Source organism: Oleidesulfovibrio sp., from assembly GCF_047973035.1.
GTDB lineage: Bacteria > Desulfobacterota > Desulfovibrionia > Desulfovibrionales > Desulfovibrionaceae > Oleidesulfovibrio.
Genome location: NZ_JBKEBF010000041.1, coordinates 1 through 19,386, shown reverse-complemented (window position 1 = coordinate 19,386; position 19,386 = coordinate 1). Strand labels below are relative to the sequence as shown.

At 51.8% G+C, this 19,386-nt stretch carries 17 protein-coding genes; 6 read left to right on the top strand and 11 right to left on the bottom strand.

Features of this window, described 5'->3' with window-relative positions:
- Positions 1-85: 85 nt before the first annotated feature.
- The 6 genes from ACK5LI_RS14565 to bioB all read right to left on the bottom strand — a co-directional run bounded on the left by ACK5LI_RS14565 (position 86) and on the right by bioB (position 5,682).
- On the bottom strand, positions 86-1,504 hold the full coding sequence (locus tag ACK5LI_RS14565; protein ID WP_416950654.1) for a beta-ketoacyl-[acyl-carrier-protein] synthase family protein: 1,419 nt from the start codon (positions 1,502-1,504) through the stop codon (positions 86-88).
- Complete coding sequence (locus ACK5LI_RS14560; RefSeq protein WP_416950652.1) at positions 1,494-1,907, bottom strand: acyl carrier protein; 414 nt, start codon at positions 1,905-1,907, stop codon at positions 1,494-1,496. Before ACK5LI_RS14560 ends, ACK5LI_RS14565 begins: the two co-directional genes overlap by 11 nt.
- Positions 1,908-1,989: 82 nt before the next feature.
- Complete coding sequence (locus tag ACK5LI_RS14555; RefSeq protein ID WP_416950650.1) at positions 1,990-2,778, bottom strand: SDR family NAD(P)-dependent oxidoreductase; 789 nt, start codon at positions 2,776-2,778, stop codon at positions 1,990-1,992.
- Positions 2,769-3,128, bottom strand: a complete 360-nt coding sequence (locus ACK5LI_RS14550; protein WP_416950648.1) for a hypothetical protein — start codon at positions 3,126-3,128, stop codon at positions 2,769-2,771. The genes ACK5LI_RS14555 and ACK5LI_RS14550 overlap by 10 nt, the downstream gene beginning before the upstream one ends.
- 215 nt (positions 3,129-3,343) lie before the next feature.
- A complete protein-coding gene (bioA, locus tag ACK5LI_RS14545; RefSeq protein ID WP_416950646.1) occupies positions 3,344-4,711 on the bottom strand; it encodes an adenosylmethionine--8-amino-7-oxononanoate transaminase in 1,368 nt (455 codons plus the stop codon).
- On the bottom strand, positions 4,711-5,682 hold the full coding sequence (gene bioB, locus ACK5LI_RS14540; RefSeq protein WP_416950644.1) for a biotin synthase BioB: 972 nt from the start codon (positions 5,680-5,682) through the stop codon (positions 4,711-4,713). Before bioB ends, bioA begins: the two co-directional genes overlap by 1 nt.
- A gap of 87 nt (positions 5,683-5,769) precedes the next feature.
- On the opposite strand from bioB, the gene ACK5LI_RS14535 reads away from it, so the two are divergent.
- The gene (locus ACK5LI_RS14535; protein ID WP_416950642.1) at positions 5,770-7,071 is read left to right on the top strand and encodes a biotin--[acetyl-CoA-carboxylase] ligase; all 1,302 of its coding nucleotides are present in this window, start codon (positions 5,770-5,772) and stop codon (positions 7,069-7,071) included.
- 256 nt (positions 7,072-7,327) lie between these two features.
- Here the strand turns inward: ACK5LI_RS14535 and ACK5LI_RS14530 are convergent, their stop codons facing one another.
- A complete protein-coding gene (locus tag ACK5LI_RS14530; RefSeq protein WP_416950640.1) occupies positions 7,328-9,775 on the bottom strand; it encodes a methyl-accepting chemotaxis protein in 2,448 nt (815 codons plus the stop codon).
- 366 nt (positions 9,776-10,141) lie between these two features.
- Entirely contained in the window at positions 10,142-10,510 is a 369-nt protein-coding gene (locus ACK5LI_RS14525) for a hypothetical protein (RefSeq protein ID WP_416950638.1), read from the bottom strand.
- A 102-nt stretch (positions 10,511-10,612) separates the two neighbouring features.
- Here ACK5LI_RS14525 and ACK5LI_RS14520 point away from each other — a divergent pair, with 102 nt between their 5' ends.
- On the top strand, positions 10,613-11,029 hold the full coding sequence (locus ACK5LI_RS14520) for a hypothetical protein (RefSeq protein ID WP_416950636.1): 417 nt from the start codon (positions 10,613-10,615) through the stop codon (positions 11,027-11,029).
- Positions 11,030-11,199: 170 nt separating this feature from the next.
- Here the strand turns inward: ACK5LI_RS14520 and ACK5LI_RS14515 are convergent, their stop codons facing one another.
- The 3 genes from ACK5LI_RS14515 to ACK5LI_RS14505 form a co-directional block, all read right to left on the bottom strand.
- Positions 11,200-12,042, bottom strand: a complete 843-nt coding sequence (locus ACK5LI_RS14515; RefSeq protein ID WP_416950634.1) for a class I SAM-dependent methyltransferase — start codon at positions 12,040-12,042, stop codon at positions 11,200-11,202.
- A gap of 798 nt (positions 12,043-12,840) precedes the next feature.
- Positions 12,841-14,247, bottom strand: coding sequence for an ArnT family glycosyltransferase (locus ACK5LI_RS14510; protein WP_416950632.1), 1,407 nt, complete (start codon positions 14,245-14,247; stop codon positions 12,841-12,843).
- Between the two features lie 280 nt (positions 14,248-14,527).
- Positions 14,528-14,860, bottom strand: a complete 333-nt coding sequence (locus tag ACK5LI_RS14505; RefSeq protein ID WP_416950630.1) for a hypothetical protein — start codon at positions 14,858-14,860, stop codon at positions 14,528-14,530.
- A gap of 315 nt (positions 14,861-15,175) precedes the next feature.
- On the opposite strand from ACK5LI_RS14505, the gene ACK5LI_RS14500 reads away from it, so the two are divergent.
- The 4 genes from ACK5LI_RS14500 to ACK5LI_RS14485 form a co-directional block, all read left to right on the top strand.
- The gene (locus ACK5LI_RS14500) at positions 15,176-16,555 is read left to right on the top strand and encodes an MATE family efflux transporter (protein ID WP_416950867.1); all 1,380 of its coding nucleotides are present in this window, start codon (positions 15,176-15,178) and stop codon (positions 16,553-16,555) included.
- Positions 16,536-17,417 (top strand): DUF2156 domain-containing protein, encoded by an 882-nt coding sequence (locus ACK5LI_RS14495; protein ID WP_416950628.1) that lies wholly within the window; start codon positions 16,536-16,538, stop codon positions 17,415-17,417. Before ACK5LI_RS14500 ends, ACK5LI_RS14495 begins: the two co-directional genes overlap by 20 nt.
- A gap of 271 nt (positions 17,418-17,688) precedes the next feature.
- Positions 17,689-19,083 carry a glutamate--tRNA ligase gene (gltX, locus tag ACK5LI_RS14490; RefSeq protein ID WP_416950627.1) on the top strand — a complete coding sequence of 465 codons (1,395 nt, stop codon included), beginning with the start codon at positions 17,689-17,691 and terminating at the stop codon, positions 19,081-19,083.
- Between the two features lie 198 nt (positions 19,084-19,281).
- Positions 19,282-19,386: transposase (locus tag ACK5LI_RS14485; protein WP_416948049.1), on the top strand; the 105-nt coding region annotated here is incomplete at its 3' end.

Below are 19,386 nucleotides of genomic sequence, written 5' to 3'. Positions count from 1 at the left end.
GAACTCTATGGGATACAGTGTTTTGTATGCCGGTTGAAACACGCAATACGTTTCATCCGGAACAGTGCCAGATGCTTTGCCTTACTCATGAGCTACTTCCGGCAAATGGTCGCACAACTAATGCCGCGTTCTGACCGCCGAAACCAAAACTCTCCAGCAATACGTGACTGTTGCTGCGTGTGCCTTGGGTAGTTATTTCCTGCGCCCTGTTATGTGCGTTATGCTGACCATTACCGCTGGAACAAGAGAGGAAGGAAGGTGATTCCACAGCATTTAGTCCGAGATTGTGCTCGGTTGCGCTCTCATGTTTTTTGGAAGCGTCGAGGGGCCATTGTGCGCAACTGAATGATTGCTGACCGGTCAGAAAGCTAAGTTCATCTATAAGCGGTAGGCGCAGATTGCGGATGGCAGGCAAAAATCCCTGACCTGTACAGGCAAGCAGCACTGCCAGCTCCACTGCACCACAGGCGGAAGCGCAATGTCCTGTCCATGACTTCAGCGCCAGAATCGGCGACGAGGTGTTGCCTGCAAACAGCCGGTCTAGCATGGCCGCTTCGGCTTCATCATTGCGGGGGGTTCCGGTGCCGTGGGCGCATACTGCGGCAAGCTCATGAGGCATTATCCCCGCTTCATTCAATGCGCTTCGAACTGCCAACTCGGCGTATGCACCCTCAGGGTGTGGGGCGGTCATGGCATGACCGTCCATGGAACATCCATACCCGCAAACTTCTGCCAGCGGGCGTACTCCTCTGGCTAGTGCATGTTCCAACGACTCCAGTACGAACATGGCTCCGCCTTCTCCGGCAACAAAGCCTTGTCGCGAAGTATCAAAGGGGCGGCAGGCCTGGTCGGGCGGCAGGGAACCGTCATTTTTCGTTTTACTGCACGGAGCCAGAGCTCCGGCCTTGGCATATGCCAGCAGCCCGCCATGTGACAGGCGCGAATCGCCGCCGCCAGCCAGCGCCATAGGCATGACTCCGTACCGGATGCGTCTGAATGCTTCGCCGATTGCTTGCAATGAAGCGGCACAGGCTGTGCCCAAGGTCATGTTTTCGCCGTGAGCCCCCTGCATCTGACTGATGGCAGACGCAGCAGTGTTGGGCAGATACCGCAGCATCCAGAGTGCGGATAATCCGGCCTGATCAAGGTTTCCACCTTGGATGTCCGCAAAGTCACTGCCTATGTCCAGATTAGGGCCGCTGCCTGCAAACACACCGCAATTGTACGGTATACTGTTTTGCAGTCCGGCTGATCGGACGGCCTGCTTTGTCGCGGCAACGGCCATTGCTGCTCCGCGATTCAGGTAGCGGCGATGGCGCCAGCCCTTTAGGGCTGTGTCTGCGCAAAAATCTGCAGGGCACTGAGCCACACCTGCAAGGTGCGCTGAACATTCAAAGGCGGTCTGCCCGTTTTTCAGCGCATCGCAGATGGCATCCGGCGTGTTCCCCAATGGCGTGATCGCCCCGTAGCCCGTTATGACTACGCGGTGCAGCTTAGCAGTCATGGCATCCGGCTTCGGCTGATTTCTGTGCATGCCGCACGTACTCGACAATGTCCTGCACCCGCAACACAGGACCATCTGTTACGGTTTGCAGTATTTCGTCAATGCGTTCAGGAGCAAGGTGCGGATAACGGGTAGCAAGGTAGCCCTGAACAGGGGCATTGTGCTGTTTTGCCTCTTCTATATGTACACGCAGGGATTTTAGAAAAACCGTCTCGTCCCGCACAGGAATACCGAATGCCGCGTTCAGTCCCACGCCGTATTCAAGCAGGTCGATGGATTCTGTTTCCAGATCGCGTATGACGTACGTATCGGAAAAAATTTCATCGGGTGAAATGTCCAGAACTTCAGCGATGATACGGCAGACAGTTTCAGTGATTGCGGTTTCTGGCAGGGGCTGTGTCATTGTTCTCTCGTCTTAATCAGTGGGGTGGATTTGAATTACAAAGGATGGGCCTTTGGCCCGCCGCTTCAGTTTATTATCTGTGTTATTTGCAGGCGGTCAGGCCGCCATCCATGGTGATGGTGGTCGCGTTTATGGCGCAGGCGTTGTCTGAAAGCAGAAACAGCAGTGTGGAAACCGCTTCAGTAATGGTCACGGCGCGCCCTAGGGGGATTCGGGCCGTGATTTGCTCTTGCCGTCCGTTGTCGTTTTTATGCAGGTAGCCCGCCCCGCGCCCCGCATCTGCATACCCGAGCCGGAGGGCGCAGGTGGTTACCCCACGGGGGGCCAGCTCTACACCGATGCTTCTGTACAGAGCTTCGCTTGCCTGTTTTGCCGCGCTGTACATTCCTTGCCCTGCGTTGGGCAGTACGGCTGCCGTGGATGATACAAACACCATGCGTCCGTAGCGTGCGCGAAGCATGGCACGGCTTGCTGCACGTAACATCCTGCCCCGCCATGCAATGTTGGCGGCTATATAACTGCTGATCATCTCCGGCTCTGCTGCGGCGATAAGCGTTTCATAGTCTGTCTGGGCAAGATCAAGCAGATAGCTGAGGCTCAGGGAAGAGCCGTACGCTTTTTCCAGAGCATCTGTGGCTGCTTCCGGCAAGGTGTCGGCTGCGTCTGCATTTTTTAAGTCGGCGATGATGACCGGCGGGCAAGTTTGTTCCTGTACTACAAACGTCTGCCGTATCCGGCACATGCTTTGCTCACTGCTGGCAGTAAGGCATACCGGCACGCCTTTCTTGATAAGCATGCCGGCTGTTGCCAGCCCTATGTCGCTGCTGCCGCCCAGTATGAGTGCGGCTCCGTTGTTGAAAGCTAGCTGCATATGAGCGTTCCTGTAACGGCGCGGGTACCGTCGGCAGTGAGTATGCATTGGTAGCTGGCACTGCCGCATACGTTGCGCAGCTGCATGGCGTACCGATGGTTCGCAGGTGCAACAAAACGGCGAAAGCGGAAGCCCTTTGCCGTCAGATTCTGTGTAATGCCGTGCTGCCGTGCCGCCATGACGAAAGCTTGAATCAGCATGGAGCCGGGTACGCATGCCGAACCGGGAAAGTGCTCTGCATACACGGGATCATCGTGCGGAAAACAAAATGTTCCTTCGATGAGTTCTGGCAAACGGGGGGCAGCCTGCGGCTGCTGCGTGTCTACTGGGGCGTCAGATGATCTATGCATACTCATAATCCAGCGGTAACTTTTCGGGCGGCAAGGGAGGCAGAGCTTATTACGTAATGTCAGGCCGTAATTGCGAGGGGGCTTGAAAACATGACTTCTGATGATTCCATGCTAGTTAAGCTTTTTCGCTGTCAACATCACTGTTCGACACGGTGTGTAGCCTGGCAACATGCAACAACCTTGATGCTACGCTTTTTCGGGCCGTGCCCTAACTGCTAGCCCGTCACCTCTTCAATTGCTTCAGATACAACGCTAACCAATAACCGGCATTCCTCAGGCGTGATGCTGAGAGGCGGCATAAGCACCATCACATCACCCAGCGGTCTCACGATAACTCCGCGTCTGCGCGCTGCCATAACCACTTTGTGGCTGGTACGTTCCGCAAACGGGTAAGGTGTTTTTGTGGCCTTATCTGCCACCAGCTCGATGCCGGTCATAATGCCGCGGCGGCGTATCTGCCCCACGTGCGGGTGAGCGGCCAGCGGTTCAAGCAACTGTGAATAAAGACGGATAGTATCCTGCAGCCGTTCAAGAGTTTTTTCTGTTCTAAACAGCTCAAGGCTGGCGATTCCTGCAGCACAGGCAAGGGGATTGCCCGTATACGTATGCCCGTGGAAGAACGTGCGGCATTCTGCATGACTACCCAGAAATGCGCTGTACACTTCGTCAGTTGCCAGAGTTGCGGCAAGAGGCAGATAGCCGCCGGAAATTCCTTTTGCCAGACACAGCAGGTCAGGGCGTACTGCTTCCTGCTCGCAGGCGAACATGGTACCTGTTTTGCCAAATCCCACAGCTACTTCATCGGCAATCAACAACATACCGTATTTGTCACACAACTTGCGTGCATGGCTCAGATACCCTTCAGGATGAGTTATCTGACCTGCGGCACCCTGAACCAGAGGCTCAATGACCAGCGCAGCCAACTCGTGGCTGTGACGTGCTGCGGTTTCTTCAAGGTGGGTAAAACACTCTTTTTTGCAGGTTGCTGAATCCTGTCCGAAAGGGCAGCGGTAGCAATGCGGTGCTTCAGCCTTTATGGTTTCAAACAGCAGCGGGCCGTAAACTGCGTGGAAAATATCAATACCGCCCAAGGCGACAGCCCCTACGGTGTCGCCGTGATAAGCTCCGCGGATGCAAAGGAATTTGCGGCGTCCGTCACCGGCTGGGCCTCGTTGACACTGGTACTGGTAGGCGATTTTAAGGGCTACTTCCACGGCTGTTGAGCCGCTGTCGGAGTAGAATACGCGGTTAAGCCCTTCCGGTGCTATTTCTGCCAGCATTGCTGCCAGTTCCACTGCAGGCTGGTTGGATAAACCGAGCATCGTGGAGTGTGCGACTTTGTCCAGCTGTGCTCTGACGGCAGCATCAATATGCGGATGTCTGTGCCCGTGCACGTTGGTCCATAATGAGGATACACCGTCCAGATATTTGTTGCCGTCGGAGTCTATAAGCCAGTTACCTTCGGCTGCACTGATGATGAGCGGGTTGTCTTCGTGCCATGTGGCCATCTGGGTAAACGGATGCCAGACATGCGTAGCGTCAAGAGCACGCAGACGGACAGTTTCTGCAGAACGTACGGTCATTATTTTACTCCCATGGCGCGCAGCATGGCGTAATCGTCGGCAAGGCTGCGGCCTGATGTAGTCAGATAATTGCCCACCATAAGGCCGTTGGCTCCGCTCATGAATGTCCATGAACGGTAGTCGCCAAGGGTGGATTCGCGCCCGCCGGCCACCAGAATATCCAGCGAGGGGTGCATGAACCGGAAAACGGCAATGCAGCGAAGTGCTTCAAAGGGGGCTGGCGGAAGCTTGTGCTCCAGCGGGGTGCCGGCAATGGGGGTAAGAAAGTTAAGCGGTATGGAGTCCGCGCCGGTTTCTGCAATGCTCTGAGATAGCTCGATGCGCTGCTCTGCCGATTCTCCAAGTCCAAGAATACCTCCGCAACACACAGCAATGCCTGCCTGCCGTGCCAGTTTGACGGTTTGTATGTCTTCGTCGTAGTCATGGGTGGTGCAGACGGCATGAAAGAAACTACGTGCGGTTTCCAGATTATGGTGATAGCGCTCAAGCCCTGCCTGCTGCAGAGTCACTGCGGTCTGGTAGTTCAGCAGTCCCAGCGATGCACAGGGTGAAAGACCGGTTTCGGAACGGATGCGTGCTACGGCTTCGCATACTGTGTCTATGTCGTGGCTGTTCAGGCGCGTACCGCTGGTAACAATGCCGAAGCGGTCTGCACCTGCATCGGCAAGGCGTTTTGCCTGTTCGATCAGCTGCGGTACGCTGAGCATCTCATGTATAGGGGCGTTTGTCTGATGGTGTGCTGACTGCGCGCAGAAGGCGCAGTTTTCTGCACAGCGACCGGAACGCGCGTTGACAATGCCGCAGGTGAATGCCGGTTTTCCATGCACTGCGCGTATGCGCTGAGCACAGGAAAGCAATGAGAGCGTATCGTCAGCAGGCAGAGTGAGCAGTGCCGTTGCTTCTTCGGCAGTGGCTGCGGCAGAAGCGTCGGCTACAATGCGGTTGCACAGAGCGAAATAATCAATAGTCATGCAACATCCTTTAGTGAGTGGCAGCTCGGTAAACGGATGACGGCGGTGCCGCTTCGGTAAAGGACAACTATCGCGTCAAACAGACTATTGTCAACTTTTATCAAGAATATAGGTTTACAATTGGTTTCCGGTGAACATGGCCAGGGCGGAACAGTTCGCTCCAACATACTAGAAGCATTGCAAAACAGTGGCGGTGAATGGGTTTCCGGAGAAGAACTGAGCCGGAAGCTTGGTATGTCGCGTGCTGCGGTTTCCAAGCACATGCGCTTTATCAGAGAGGCCGGCTATCCTGTAGAGTCCATGACGCGCCGCGGCTATCGGCTGAGCGGTGACGCCGACAGCCTTCAGCCCGATGCTGTAACGCATGGGCTGGAAACGGTGTTGCTGGGTAAGGGGGAGATTGTACATCTGCAAAGCACTCCTTCTACCAACATGGAAGCCCGTGTGCTTGCAGAGCGCGGCGCACCGGAGGGGACTGTAGTGCTTGCGGACGAACAGACTGCAGGACGCGGCAGACAGGGCAGACCGTGGCTTTCGCCTGCCGGAGGCGGTGTTTATATGTCCGTGGTGTTGCGTCCCAAGTGTGACCCGCAGGCTGTACCGGTGCTTACCCTGATGGCTGCCGTAGCGGTAACTCAGGCCGTACGACGTCTTGCCGGTGTACCGGCTGTGGCCAAGTGGCCCAATGATATACTGGTCTACGGATGCAAGATGAGCGGTGTGCTTATTGAAGCGGGACTGGTTGCGGATGTGCTTGATTATGCCGTTGCAGGCATAGGCATCAATGTGAACACTGATACGTCCATCTTGCCGCCGGAAATTTCCGGGATTGCAATTTCCTTGAATCAGGCTGCTCAGATGGCAGAGGCCGGAACAGTCGGGCCTGCGGACAGTTCCGGTACCTCTTGTTCGGGTAGCAGTGATTGCATGGGCGGCACATGTCAGCGGTCGGCCTTGCACACGCCGGATTCATCGGTTAAATCAGGCGGCGTAAAAAACTCTGGCGGCAAGAACGGTTGCCAGCTGGCGCAGGACAACGTTCTGGCGCGTAAACAGGCTGTCCCGACCGATGGTATTGCACAGGCAACATCAAACGTCCCCCTTAGCTTCGCAGCTCCTGTCAGAAAATATCCTCGCGCGCAGGTTGCCCGCTGCATTTTAGAAGAACTGGAAGCTATGTATGAAATGTTCCGCTCCGGTGGTGGTCCGGCAGTGGTTGCCCGCTGGAAAGAACTTTCCGGCATTACGGGCAGGCATATTCGGTTAGGCAGGGGCGAAGCTGTGTTATCCGGTCGTGTTGTCGACGTGGATGATGACGGCTGGCTGCTGCTGGAAGATGAGGCCGGAACAGTTCATCGGCTGCCTGCCGGTGATATTCTGGATAGCTGATTGTGACCTATCTGGCCGACGTCGGCTTTCCAAACGTCTTTCCAGGCATCTTTTCAAGTGCTGTAGCGACTGGTTACAGCTAGAGGGGCTCGATTACCTCTCTTTTTTTGCCATAGCGAATGATTGTGTTCTGTCCCTCACCAGCCTGAAGGCTATCAGCTTTTTCGGTAGAACATTCCTCTTTCGGGCTATGTAACAGAAATAGAAAAGGCCGGAATCATCTTCCGGCCTGTATTGTTGTGCTGTAAGCAGGGAATTAGTCGTTGCCGCGACGTAACCCTGCAATCAGTTCGCTGAGCTTGTTTGACATAAGAGCCAGCTCTTCCACAGCCTGAGCAGCTTGGATCACGCCTTGACTTGTTTCCTGAATGCTTACGTTCACTTCTTCAATCGAACGGTTGATTTCTTCAGATGCTGCAGACTGTTCTTCTGCCGCGGTAGCAATGCTGACTACCTGAGAAGCACTGCTTTGCACCAGTTCGACAATGCCTTTAAGTGATTTGCCGGACTTGTCTGCCAGATCTGTAGAGTGCTGAACGGCCTGCGAAGCTTTTTCCATGCTCTCTATATTTAACTTTGCGGCTTCCTGAATAGCGCCGATGTTGGTGCCCACTTCGTGCGTTGCAGACATGGTTTTTTCTGCGAGCTTACGCACTTCGTCTGCTACCACTGCAAAGCCGCGGCCTGCATCGCCTGCCCTCGCGGCTTCGATGGCTGCGTTAAGAGCCAGCAGGTTGGTCTGGTCTGCAATGTCTGAAATCACATTCATAACCTGTCCGATGGATTCCGCCTGCTGACCAAGGTTGACCATGTTGGACTTGAGCTGGTCGGTAAGGCTGTGCACTTCCGTAATGGCTTTTACCGTTCCGGATACAATCTGGGCACCTTCTTCTGCTTGTTTCTTTGCTTCATCTGCGCTGTTCGATGCGTGTGATGCGCTTTGGGCAACTTCAATAACAGAAGCGTTCATCTGCTCCATTGCAGACGCTGTGGTGGAAATGCGCTCGCTTTGCACCTGAGCGCCGCGGCTGGCCTGTTCCACCTGTGCTGCCAGTTGTTCTCCTGCGGAAGCCAACTGGCCGGAAAGATAGTCTGCCTCTTCGGCAACCCGCAGCATTGTCTGCTGCGCCATACGTGCTGATGTCTGGTCTACTATGACGCCAAGTACGCCTACGCACTGGCCTTCGCGGGTTACCGGCACGCCTATGGTGTCTACAAGGTAGGTGCCGCCGCCCGCATGCAATACATCTGTATCTTGTACTGTGGCATCTTGTGCCATCGCTTTGGCAAATGAGCTGGCAGATGATTTTCCGGTTTCGGGCTTCATCAATGCATCAAACGCCTTGCCCTGAATTGCAGGAAGCTCAGAACCTATCCATTCTCGTCCGGCAGAGTTTACAAAGCGGAAGTTCATACTTTTATCAAGAGTCATCACCGGCATAGGTACAGCTTCAATGAAACCGGTAAGTACGTCGGACAGGCGGTTAACTCCGTTGATAAGATCGGCAAAGCTGCCTTCATAGCGCTTGCTGTCGCCCCTGCGGGTAAGATGACCCTCTCCGATGCTGCTTACAACGCTGTCGAATTCACCTTTCATGGCTTTAAGGGCGTCAACCACCTGTTCAATGCCGGAGCAGATAAGTCCGACTTCATCTTTCTGGTTAACATCAAGCTGTTGTTCCAGATCGCCACGGGCAACAAAGGCTGTATATGCACTTGCCTTGCGAAGCGGCACTGTGATGGTGCGGGCAATCAGCCATGCCAGAATAAAGCCGAGGAAAAGCACGATGCCGGAGCTGGTCATCATGGTTTGCTCTGTTTTCAGCAGGTGTTCCTGAATCTGAGGGCCAAGGGCATCCTGATCGGACATCAGTGACAACTTACAGGTTTCGATATCATCAGCTATCGATCTGCCAAGGATTTTTAACGAAGAGGCAAGTTCATTTTCTTTTACCGACATAGCGGCAATACGGACGTTGTCACCTCTAAGCTCTGTCAGGGTGCTTTTAAGCTGCATCAGCTTTTCCCGTTCTTGCGGAGTAAAGCTGAAAAGAGCCATGTCCGTATGATATATGATTAACTTATCAAGGGCTGCTACTACGTTGTCTGCAGCTTGTTGTGAGTTAGATTTGTAAAACAGAATGTTATTAAGGAGATTGATTTCCAGAACCCGCTCTCGCAGTGTTTGTATTGAGTAGGCGCTTTCATAATCCTGCCTGCTTAAGGCTGTTGCTTCAAGGCTATCAAGGGTAGCAGAGAGGCTGATAAAGTCCTGCTCCATTTCAGCGACTGCGTTTGCACGAGCCTGCTTTTGCTCCACAAGCTCTTTCATCTGTTTTTGAAATGTATCGATCTTTGTATCTGCCTCCTGCACAAGCTTTGCCCGTTCAGGTTTGGTTAATACCTTTTCTGTTTCATGAATGAATTGCTGAACCTGATCAATACGAGAGGTGTATATAGTGAGCGAGTCTTGAGAGCCGTCAGCCATGTAGGTTCTGACTCCGATGTTGGCGATAAGAAAGTTTGCCTGCAATCTGCCAAGTAAATTGGAATGAATGGCTAGTCCTCGGTAATTTAATACATCTTTTGCGCTGGTGGATGATGATGAAATTCCGATCCCGCTGATTACGGCCATAAGTAAAAGCACTAACCCAAAGCCGAGACCTATTTTAATTCCGACTTTCAGATTGTTAAAAAAATTCATGCTGCCCCACCCCAAGTGCTTCATTTTACAGGTGTTAGTTTGTTTTTCAGTTGTTAGCTAAAGATGCCTGTCGTTGTAAGGCGGATGGAATATATAATTAAAAAAGTGTCTGGCAATGTGGGTACTCCTTTTTACTCGCTTTGTCTTGTGTGGCAAGACTCCTGTTTGAGAGTGTATGCTTCTTTTTTATGCACGTAATTTATTTTTTTACCATCCCTTTGTAAGAATTTGAGGTTTGAGTTTTTTTAAAGTGCTAAGCGCAACGTTGGCAGCTCAGAGAGTTCTATCGGAACTGGATTGAAAAAGTAATCATACTCTTCTGCCAAATTGCCGTGTAACATCATTAAATGCTTGCTTATTGGTTGGCTAAGCGATGGTGAATATGTGCGTATTTTTATTGTACTGCTTTTGGTGACTATGCTTCCAGCGTTTAGCAACGCCGGAAGTCTTACGGTCGGGGTACATTTTAATAATAAAAATAGCGGCTTGGATTGGGATTTGAGGAAGGGCTGACGGATACTCTGTCAGCGGATTTGTGCCCGCAGCTTGATGCACCCAAGCTGGAGAAAATCCAAAGGATATCCATGGATCTTGTTGTATTGTGTAATGCGATATTCTCCAGTGGAGCTGCAGACTCCCTGCGCCTTGTACCTTTTCCGAATACTGTTCGCGGGCGGGAAATGCTTCGTAAAGGCGAAGTGGCTGTTTTGGGAAATTCTTTTGTTGATATTGCATTGGATAAAAATCCTGAGCTGCTGCGGACGGTGCCTGTATCCGGCAGGGTGAGTTTGAGGTTGGCCTGTTTACAACAGAAAATCGTACGGACATCCTAACGTCATGCAGCAGAACAGACTTTACAAAGTTAGCAGGTGTCGTGGTGCAGAGCTGGCTTGGCGATATCCGCACCATGGAAGCGCTTGGGCCAAAAAGATTATGCTGGTAGCCACGCGGGACCTGATTGCAAAAGTCATTGAAGAGGGGAGAGCAGATTTTACTTTTTCCTATCTGGGCGAGCAACTGGTGACCAGAATCGGTGGCAGGCTGATACGTATTCCTGGCGTAAAGGCGAGCTTTGTCGGAGAAAGAATGTTTGCAGTTTCCCCGCATTACAAATCGCTGGTAGATGTTCTGAACGGATATATTACCGACATGCGCCAGAAACCGGTAGATCAAATCCGGCAGGCTTTTGTTTATGCAGGCTTCATAGTGCCGGAATATGCGACGTGGACAGATGTGATTCCGTCTGAACCTTAATTCAGACGATAAAGGCGGGTGCGGCATATAGTCTAATGGGCATTGTCCGATCCTGTGAGGCAAGGGGGCAAGGCGCGCTGTCATAAACTTTAGCTACGTTAATTTACTAAGTAAAAAGGCCCGGGTGTATCGGGCCTTTGTTTTTTCGTTTGGTAAGGGTGCGGATTGTGCTAGGCAGGACGGCGGGCTGAAAAAAGTTGAAGTGCCGGATTGCCAGAGGGCCAATGCGGGTGCAGTGTGATTTGAGTAAAACCAGCGTTCTTCAGCAATGAGATGATCGTTGCCTCCGGCCATGCGCGGGTAGTGCTTTTATATGTAGTCACCTCACCGGAATTTGTATCAATGATGTGAAACAGCTGAAGCGCCGTCATTTCTGTTTCGTACCAGAAACTCTGTGATAAGCAGATGTGGGGCGCGGGCATAAAAAGTCCTTGTTCTGCACTGTACCAGCTGCATGCAGGGACAGAAGCCCGGACGGATTCTTCTGTCTGAATCTCTACATAGAATGTCCCGCCGGATTGCAGGGCCTCGTGTGCCTTGGCAAAAATTGTCCGGCATTCATTTTCTGAAAAGACATTAATCTCTCCATACAGCTGAATAATGTGTGAATAGTGATTGCCGTAGTCGGTGTGGACAATGTCGCCAAGCTTGAATTCGGCATTCGAGACGACTGCAAACCGTTCCTGCGCGTAGCGTATGGTTGCAGGGCCGAAGTCTATGCCGGTATAGGATGCCCCGCTGGCGGTAAGGGGCGTTGCGTACAGTCCGGGACCGCAGCCGAGGTCAAGAATGGATGACTCTGCGCCAATGCCGCCATGTTGCGTAAGCCAGTCTGTCTGGCCTTGAATAGTACCGATGCTGCGTGACGCAAGTTCATGGTCCTGAGAAAGGTGCTCCTGCAGCATGCGTTCGCTGAAGGCCGGATCGTTCCAAGGAATTTTGTAGCCTTCGTTCCACAGTTCAGAGGCTTCAGGGGGTACGGAAGAAATAAGGGGAAATTCAGAAAGGTGCATGTTTGCTCCTCGTTCTTTTTTACAAAACAAAAGACCACACTACGAAGGTAGCGCGTGGTATATAGTCAGAAAAAAAGAGGCGCATGAGGCAGCTCTTGTGCTGCCGGCGCAAGAGGAACTAGTACATGGGCGGCACGGTAACAACTTGATGCGGGAAGTCAATACACCTAGGTTGCAGGAAAGCAGGAAGTTTTTATCATGATACTCATAGTGCAACATCAACCGGCTGCAATTCTACAACACCTGAAAAGATATGTAACTTACACCACTCTTTTCGCCCGTCCTGATTTTTGTCCGTTTTCTCCTTGCACAATGTGGAACGGTTTTCTCGATTCTCCAGACCTAACGAAGACGACCATCAAAACCATTGCTGCCGTGTGCTTTGTCAACAATCGGCTTGGGGCTAGTTGGTGTATCTGGAGTCGGGCGCTTATTCGATCAGGAACTTTTCATGCGGCGAAGTGCTGGTCATGTGCATGGGCGGGAGGCCTGAGTGTTCGTCGCTGCAAATCTTACTTTTGTCCACTGCTCCACTCTTTTTTTGTAACAGTGAATGCCTGCGTCGGTAAAACTACCCTCTCGCCAGATCAGCGGCTAGGGTAGTCAGAATGCGTTTGGGCTATCCTGTCTTTGCACCAGTGTTGGAATCTGCGGGCGCAAATTTGGTTTGGCGGACGCCCTAAACCTTCACAGGATGTGTCGAGGGACATTTTTTTAGATGCATAGATGCAATATCGTTAGCAGTGGTGAGCTGTTAATACTTAGCAGATGTTACTGTTTACGGGAGGCAACATTAAATTATGAATTATTGAATGCGTTTTCAAAACCCTCTGGTTGCGGCTGTTTGCTAGGAAAGATGATCGCATTGCAATTACGGCTATTTGAGATGCATTCATTTTTTAAAGTGATGCGTGTGTGCATTGTGAAGCCATAGTAGGCTGCTAAAGGTGCTTGCATCCCTTCTATCCCTATAACATCAGGAGAAATCTGTTTGGCAGCAGAAAAGGCTTCTTTTTCATTGCGAGAGTAGTCAGGGACAACGTCAAAACGTGGGATGAAAAAGGCTATTTGGGCACTGGTAAGAAAAATGACAATGTAGGATATAACCCTTGGCGAGAGGTTACAACGTGCAATACTAAGGGGGAAAGCCAACGCAAGGAATGGATAGAGTGAAATAAGGTATGGTTCGCGTTTGCTTGCAAGGAAATGCAGTGTGATAAATACAATGGTGTAGGTGAGGAGAAATATGCAAGGAGTGTTGAGCCGCTTGCTTTTTAGGAAATCCCTCAAGCACCATGGAAGGCTTATAAAAAAGAGTACTCCTGTAACAGGGGCCTTCATGAACAGTCTATCTACATAGTATGATATTTTTGTGGCATGGCCTTCTATTCCTTCGCCAAACCTTTTAATAACATTGTAATCAATGTAATAGTCAAAGAACTTGTCGCCCCACATCAACATTTGATGTCCCAGCCATGCAAAATAAATAGCGAGTGCGATTGCTGCCGCACGTATAGTAGAAGCAATCCATGTATTCCTATTGTGTTCACGCATGGTCAAGGCAATGGGGAGTAGCGCCAGCAATACTCCCGGCTGCTTAACAAGGCAGCCGAAGCCGAGCAACACCCCGATATAGAAGGGTTTCATTTTTGTTCTCAACGTATTGTGGCCCGCAACATAAATTGCGGAAAACATGCTCATCGCTACTCCAGATTCCAAAAGACCCATTCGTACGTGATCCATCCAGTGTGCATTGAACAAGAGTAAAGTTACGGAAAACAACCGTAAAGAATAGCATTTTGTGTGGTTGCATACAATCTTGAAGATGAATATTTGGGTCAGGATAGCCATGACAATGGATACAAGGCGGACAGAAAGGTTGTTGATTCCAATGGCATCTATGACAAATGAGGTGAGAAGGTAATAAAGAGGCGGCTTATTGAAATCTGGCTGGCCGAGCATTGTCGTCGTTGGGAACAAGTTATTTGTGGCCATTTCGTATGACCGAATTGCCGTCAATGCTTCATCCCATGCCTTGAGCGAACCATCACCAGCATGCATGAAATAGAGGAGGCAAGCAGCAATGACTACACTGGCAGTGATGAACGGTTTGTACGGCAGAGGCAGGAAATGTACTGTAGCGAGTGTTTTTTGCATAGTGTGATAATGAGGCAGGCTGGCCCTGCAATAGATTAGAATCCCCACTGTTATCACTTGATGCAAAAAATAGACTGTGCAGTGTTATAGTGAGGCCGTTTTTAGAAAAAAACACGAATTTTGGTAACGATATAATAGTAAAAAGGGAATACAGTAAATTGTTGCAATGTCAGGTGCAATATTTGGGGCAGCGCGAATTTTATATACCAACAACAAACTAAATATTATATCATAGAACTGCGTTAATATATTGGAAATATCGCTTTGACTCTCGCTAGTCAAGCAGAATGGGGGACTTCTTGTTTTTTTGTAAGGATACTGCTGTCTTTCAGCGTGCGACTTTTTTCTGATCTGGAACCATGCTGCGGCGCACTGCTACTGCCGAGGTATCGCCTGTTACAGTGTCGTCGCTGGCAGCGGGACCCATAATAATGGGGCCGGAATCCGAATTGCTATTCTTGTGCTCCTGATCCATCGTGTCCAGCCTGCGTTCTGCTTCGGCCAGAAATGCAGCAAGAGCCGCGTCAACGGCTTCGTCTACGTTCAACTTTCTTGCATGCTTACGCGCTTTTCGCTTTGCACGCTCAAGCCGCAGGGCAATGCGCGCATCAATATTGAATATGACGCGCTTGGTTTCTTTTTCGTCTTTAAAAATATGCATACGCGCCTCCTGAAATAAAAATGAACGTATTCTGTACATATTCTGTATAACGACAAGTTGTGTGATGCAAGCGGTAGTTACCTGCAGGTGCGTTGACCCGACCTGACAGGTGATGCATAGTACCCCGTTCATAGTGAAACCTGTATGCGATATATATCGTATTTTCAGCAGGTTCACACGTTTCCCTGCAAGGCAGGTTTGATGATGTTAAAAGATTCTAAAAACGCGAATACCGCCGCTGAGGCAAGTGATTCCTCACTGAAGCAGGCGGATTCCGGTTCAGATACTGCTATTTTCAGCCTTGCGTGGCCGCAGATGGTGATGATGTTTTTTCACTTCATCATCGGGTTTGTAGACGTATGGGTTGCCGGTAAAATTCATCAGGATGTACAGGCATCGCTGGGCATTATCACACAGTGCCTGTTTTTTCTGCTTGTGGTTGCCATAGCCGTGGCCAACGGTTCGGTGGCGGCTATTGGCCAGTCGGCCGGTGCCGGATTGTACAGAAGGGCGCGCCGGTATGTGGCGCTTGTTCTGGCACTTGGCATGGTAATGGGCGTGGTCGTGCTGGCTGGCGGCTTTTTGTTTAAAGAGCCGTTTCTGAACCTGCTGCAGGTGCCGGAGCGTATACGGCCGATTACGTCATACTTTTTCGACGTGTACCTGTATGTGCTGCCCATGTACTACATGCTTAATATTACCAATGCGGTGTTTCGGGCGCGCAAAATGGTGCTTGTGCCGCTTGGCTGTATGATGTTGGTCAGTCTGGTGAATACCGTGGCGGATTTCGGCCTTGGTCTTGGCTGGTGGGGTTTTCCGGAAATGGGCTACGCGGGTGTTGCGTGGGCGACATTTTTCTCGGTTTCTGCAGGGGCCTTGTTCAACGTTATCATGCTGCTGCGTAAGGGGCTGTTGCGGCGGGATTCGCTTGCGCCGTGGCGCTGGGCACGTTGTGCTGCTCCGTACCTTATAAAGGTGGCGCTTCCTGCGGGGGGCATGCAGGTGATGTGGCAGGCTGGCTATCTGGTCTTGTTTGCCATTACGGCCTCACTGCCTTTTGGCAGTATTGACGCGCTGGCCGGTATGACTGCGGGGATGCGCATCGAGTCGTTGCTGTTTTTACCGGCGTTTGCATTCAACATGACGGCCAGCATTCTTGTGGGGCATTTTCTGGGGGCAGGACAAAAGGCCGAGGCAAAGCGGGTCGGTCTGCGTATTCTGCTGATGGCCTGTGGCTCGCTTACTGTTGTTGCCATGTTCATGTGGCCTTTTGTGCCCGAAATTTGTGCCGTTCTGTCGCCGGCTCCTGCTGTGCAGGCGCAGGCGGCTGTGTATTTAAAGTATAATCTTGTTTCCATTCCCTTTACTGTTGCCAGTATGACTTTGGGCGGTATTATGACCGGTGCCGGAGCAACGCTGTATACCTTTATTGTGTACAGCTCTGCTACATGGCTGGTGCGTCTGCCCGTGGCATACGTTATGGGGCATCAGGTATGGGGTGATTCGGAAGGCGTTTTCATTGCCATGCTGATTTCACAGGTGTTCCAGTCCGGTACCATGTTCTGGTTGTTCATGTACCACGACTGGAGCCGGTTCAGTATGATCAAGCGTAACGGAAACAGAAATAATCCAGCGGGAGCGTCTGCAGGGTCGTCTCTTGAGGGGGTAAAAAGTAATGTGCGCAGTGGAATTTAAGCCCATCAGCATGGATGTGATGGCGGAGTACCTTGAGTTTTTTTCACGTACACCGTCCAGAGCTTCTGATTACAGTTTTTCCAATCTGTGGGGATGGGCGCAAGAATACGGCATTGAACTGGGCAGGACGCCAAATCTATTCTGGATACGGCAGACCAGACCGGACGTTCGCTATTGGGCGCCGGTAGGAGACTGGAGCGCTGTGGCAGACTGGTCAAAGTGCCCGATGATGACATCTGGCAGGCAGTTTATTCGTGTGCCGGAGCAGCTTTCAGAGCTGTGGCAGCAGGCGCTGGGCGACCGCATCGAGGTGCAGGAAGCACGCGACCAGTGGGATTATCTGTACCTTTCGGAAGACCTGGCTAAACTGTCCGGGAACACGTTTCATAAAAAGAAAAATCACGTAAATCAGTTTAAAAAGAAGTACGACTGGCAGTATCACCCCATGACTGCGGATTGCATAGAGGCCGTTCTGCAACTGCAGGAAGAGTGGTGCCTGTCGCGCGAGTGCGAAGAGTCAGAGTCGCTGCTGGCAGAAAATGAAGCTGTTATCCGCGTTCTTGAATACTGGGATACCATCCCGGACCTTATCGGCGGTGCGCTGTACGTGGACGGCTTAATGGTGGCGTACACTGTGGGAGAGCCTCTCTCCGACGACACCATGGTTGTACATTTTGAAAAAGCCCGTTCGGAATACCGCGGCGTGTATCAGGCCATTAATCAGATTTTTGTCGAGCGCGAAGGACAGGGCTTTACGTATATCAACCGTGAGCAGGATCTGGGTGACGAAGGTTTGCGTAAGGCCAAGCTGACGTATCATCCGGTGGACTGGCAACGCAAAAATACTGTCACTCTGCTGTAGTATTCTGCGGCTGCCGCAGTGGCCTGTTATGAGAGGATAATCCGGAGGCACAGCAAATCTGTGCCTTCGCTGTTGCTACCGGTGTGGTTTGACACGATACTGGTAAGCACGTACTTAAAGGCGCGGGCGCGATAGCCCGAAGCTGGTACTATTATTCAGGCGGACAAAGCGTTCGCCGTTTTTTCATATTTACTGACGAAGCAGTGAGATACGCTTGCTGACTTCGGTTAACAACGCTTTTGTCTGCAAAGGCGTATCGTAAGGATGCATCATGAGCAAGGTTGTAACGCGATTTGCTCCCAGCCCGACAGGACATCTGCATATCGGCGGTGCTCGTACCGCTATTTTCAGCTGGTTGCTGGCCCGTCACTTCGGCGGTGAATTTGTGCTGCGTATCGAGGATACGGACCTAGAGCGCTCCAGACAGGAATACACGGATTCCATTCTGGCCTCCATGTCGTGGCTTGGCCTCGACTGGGACGGCGAACCTGTGTACCAGAGCCAGCGCTTTGATCTGTACAACAAGTACATTGATCAGCTGCTTGAAGAGGGCAAAGCTTACTGGTGTGAATGTACTCCTGAAGAAGTGGAAGCCATGCGTGAAACAGCCCGCGCCAACGGCCTGAAGCCTAAATATAACGGCCGCTGTCGCGAACGTGGTCTGGAAGCCGGCGAAGGCCGGGTCGTGCGTCTGAAGGCTCCGCTGATCGGCAAAACCGTGTTCAAGGATCTGGTCAAAGGCACCATTGCTTTTGATAACAGCGAACTGGACGACATGATCATCCGCCGCGCTGACGGTTCTCCTACCTACAACCTTGCCGTTGTGGTGGACGATGCGACCATGGGCGTTACCCACGTGCTGCGCGGCGACGACCACGTGAACAACACCCCCAAGCAGGTCATGCTGTACGAAGCTCTGGGGCTGCCCGTACCGGAGTTCGGGCACGTGCCCATGATTCTGGGACCCGACCGTCAGAAGCTTTCCAAGCGCCACGGCGCAAAGGCTGTTATTGATTACAAGCAGACCGGCCTGTTGCCTCAGGCGCTGGTAAACTACCTTGTCCGCCTTGGTTGGTCGTACGGCGATCAGGAAATTTTCGGCCTGCAGGAGCTTATCGAAAAGTTCTCTACAGATAACCTGTCGCGTTCCGCTGCCGGTTTTGACCCTGAAAAACTGCTGTGGATCAATGCTCAGTACATCAAGAAAACCCCTGATGCAGAACTGGCAGAACTGGTGCGTCCTTTCCTTGCTGAGTCCGGCTTTGACGGCGTGGGCGCAGCCTTTCTGGCTGTTGCAGCAGGCATGTACAAAGAGCGCGCCCGCGATTTGATTGAACTGGCAGCCGCCATGCAGCCTGTGCTGTGCGCCGACGCCGACCTTCCCTTTGACGAGAAGGCCGTGGAAAAGGCTCTGGGCGAAGAAGGCCGCGGACACCTTGCCGCTCTGCGGGAAGCCTTTGCCGCCTGTGCAGAGTTTGACGGCCATGCCGCACATGAGGTTCTGCAGAAATATGTTGCCGACAAGGGTCTGAAGTTCAAGGCTGTAGGTCCGCCTCTGCGTGTGGCTCTGCTCGGCGCTATGGGCGGTCCGGACCTGTCCGCCGTGATGGGCTTGCTGGGTAAAGAGCGTACTCTTGCCCGTCTTGACCGCGCTGTGGCTCTGTAGCGTTTACAGCAACTATCACCAAAAGATAAAGCGTCCTGTTCTGTGAACAGGGCGCTTTTTTGTATGCAGAAAACCCCCCGCTAGGCGGGGGGTTCCGTAAAGCTTAAAGCTATAGAGATATTAGTAAAACTCCTTTTGATTTGCTAACTAATCCCTGCGGTCTGGCAACTGCAGGTGGCAAATCAAAAGGAGGCCACAATGGGTGACACTAAGAGTTTAGCCCACACAAAATGGAACTGCAAATACCACGTAGTGTTTGCGCCAAAGTATCGGCGGCAAGTTTTTTACGGAGAGAAGAAGCGC

Excerpts from the sequence above, each read along its gene's own strand:
- ACK5LI_RS14565 (WP_416950654.1), bottom strand. The coding sequence starts at position 1,504 with ATGACTGCTAAGCTGCACCGCGTAGTCATAACGGGCTACGGGGCGATC.
- ACK5LI_RS14560 (WP_416950652.1), bottom strand. The coding sequence starts at position 1,907 with ATGACACAGCCCCTGCCAGAAACCGCAATCACTGAAACTGTCTGCCGT.
- ACK5LI_RS14555 (WP_416950650.1), bottom strand. The coding sequence starts at position 2,778 with ATGCAGCTAGCTTTCAACAACGGAGCCGCACTCATACTGGGCGGCAGC.
- ACK5LI_RS14550 (WP_416950648.1), bottom strand. The coding sequence starts at position 3,128 with ATGCATAGATCATCTGACGCCCCAGTAGACACGCAGCAGCCGCAGGCT.
- bioA (WP_416950646.1), bottom strand. The coding sequence starts at position 4,711 with ATGACCGTACGTTCTGCAGAAACTGTCCGTCTGCGTGCTCTTGACGCT.
- bioB (WP_416950644.1), bottom strand. The coding sequence starts at position 5,682 with ATGACTATTGATTATTTCGCTCTGTGCAACCGCATTGTAGCCGACGCT.
- ACK5LI_RS14530 (WP_416950640.1), bottom strand. The coding sequence starts at position 9,775 with ATGAATTTTTTTAACAATCTGAAAGTCGGAATTAAAATAGGTCTCGGC.
- ACK5LI_RS14525 (WP_416950638.1), bottom strand. The coding sequence starts at position 10,510 with ATGCAATATCAACAAAAGAATTTCCCAAAACAGCCACTTCGCCTTTAC.
- ACK5LI_RS14520 (WP_416950636.1), top strand. The coding sequence starts at position 10,613 with ATGCAGCAGAACAGACTTTACAAAGTTAGCAGGTGTCGTGGTGCAGAG.
- ACK5LI_RS14515 (WP_416950634.1), bottom strand. The coding sequence starts at position 12,042 with ATGCACCTTTCTGAATTTCCCCTTATTTCTTCCGTACCCCCTGAAGCC.
- ACK5LI_RS14505 (WP_416950630.1), bottom strand. The coding sequence starts at position 14,860 with ATGCATATTTTTAAAGACGAAAAAGAAACCAAGCGCGTCATATTCAAT.
- ACK5LI_RS14500 (WP_416950867.1), top strand. The coding sequence starts at position 15,176 with ATGGTGATGATGTTTTTTCACTTCATCATCGGGTTTGTAGACGTATGG.
- ACK5LI_RS14495 (WP_416950628.1), top strand. The coding sequence starts at position 16,536 with ATGTGCGCAGTGGAATTTAAGCCCATCAGCATGGATGTGATGGCGGAG.
- gltX (WP_416950627.1), top strand. The coding sequence starts at position 17,689 with ATGAGCAAGGTTGTAACGCGATTTGCTCCCAGCCCGACAGGACATCTG.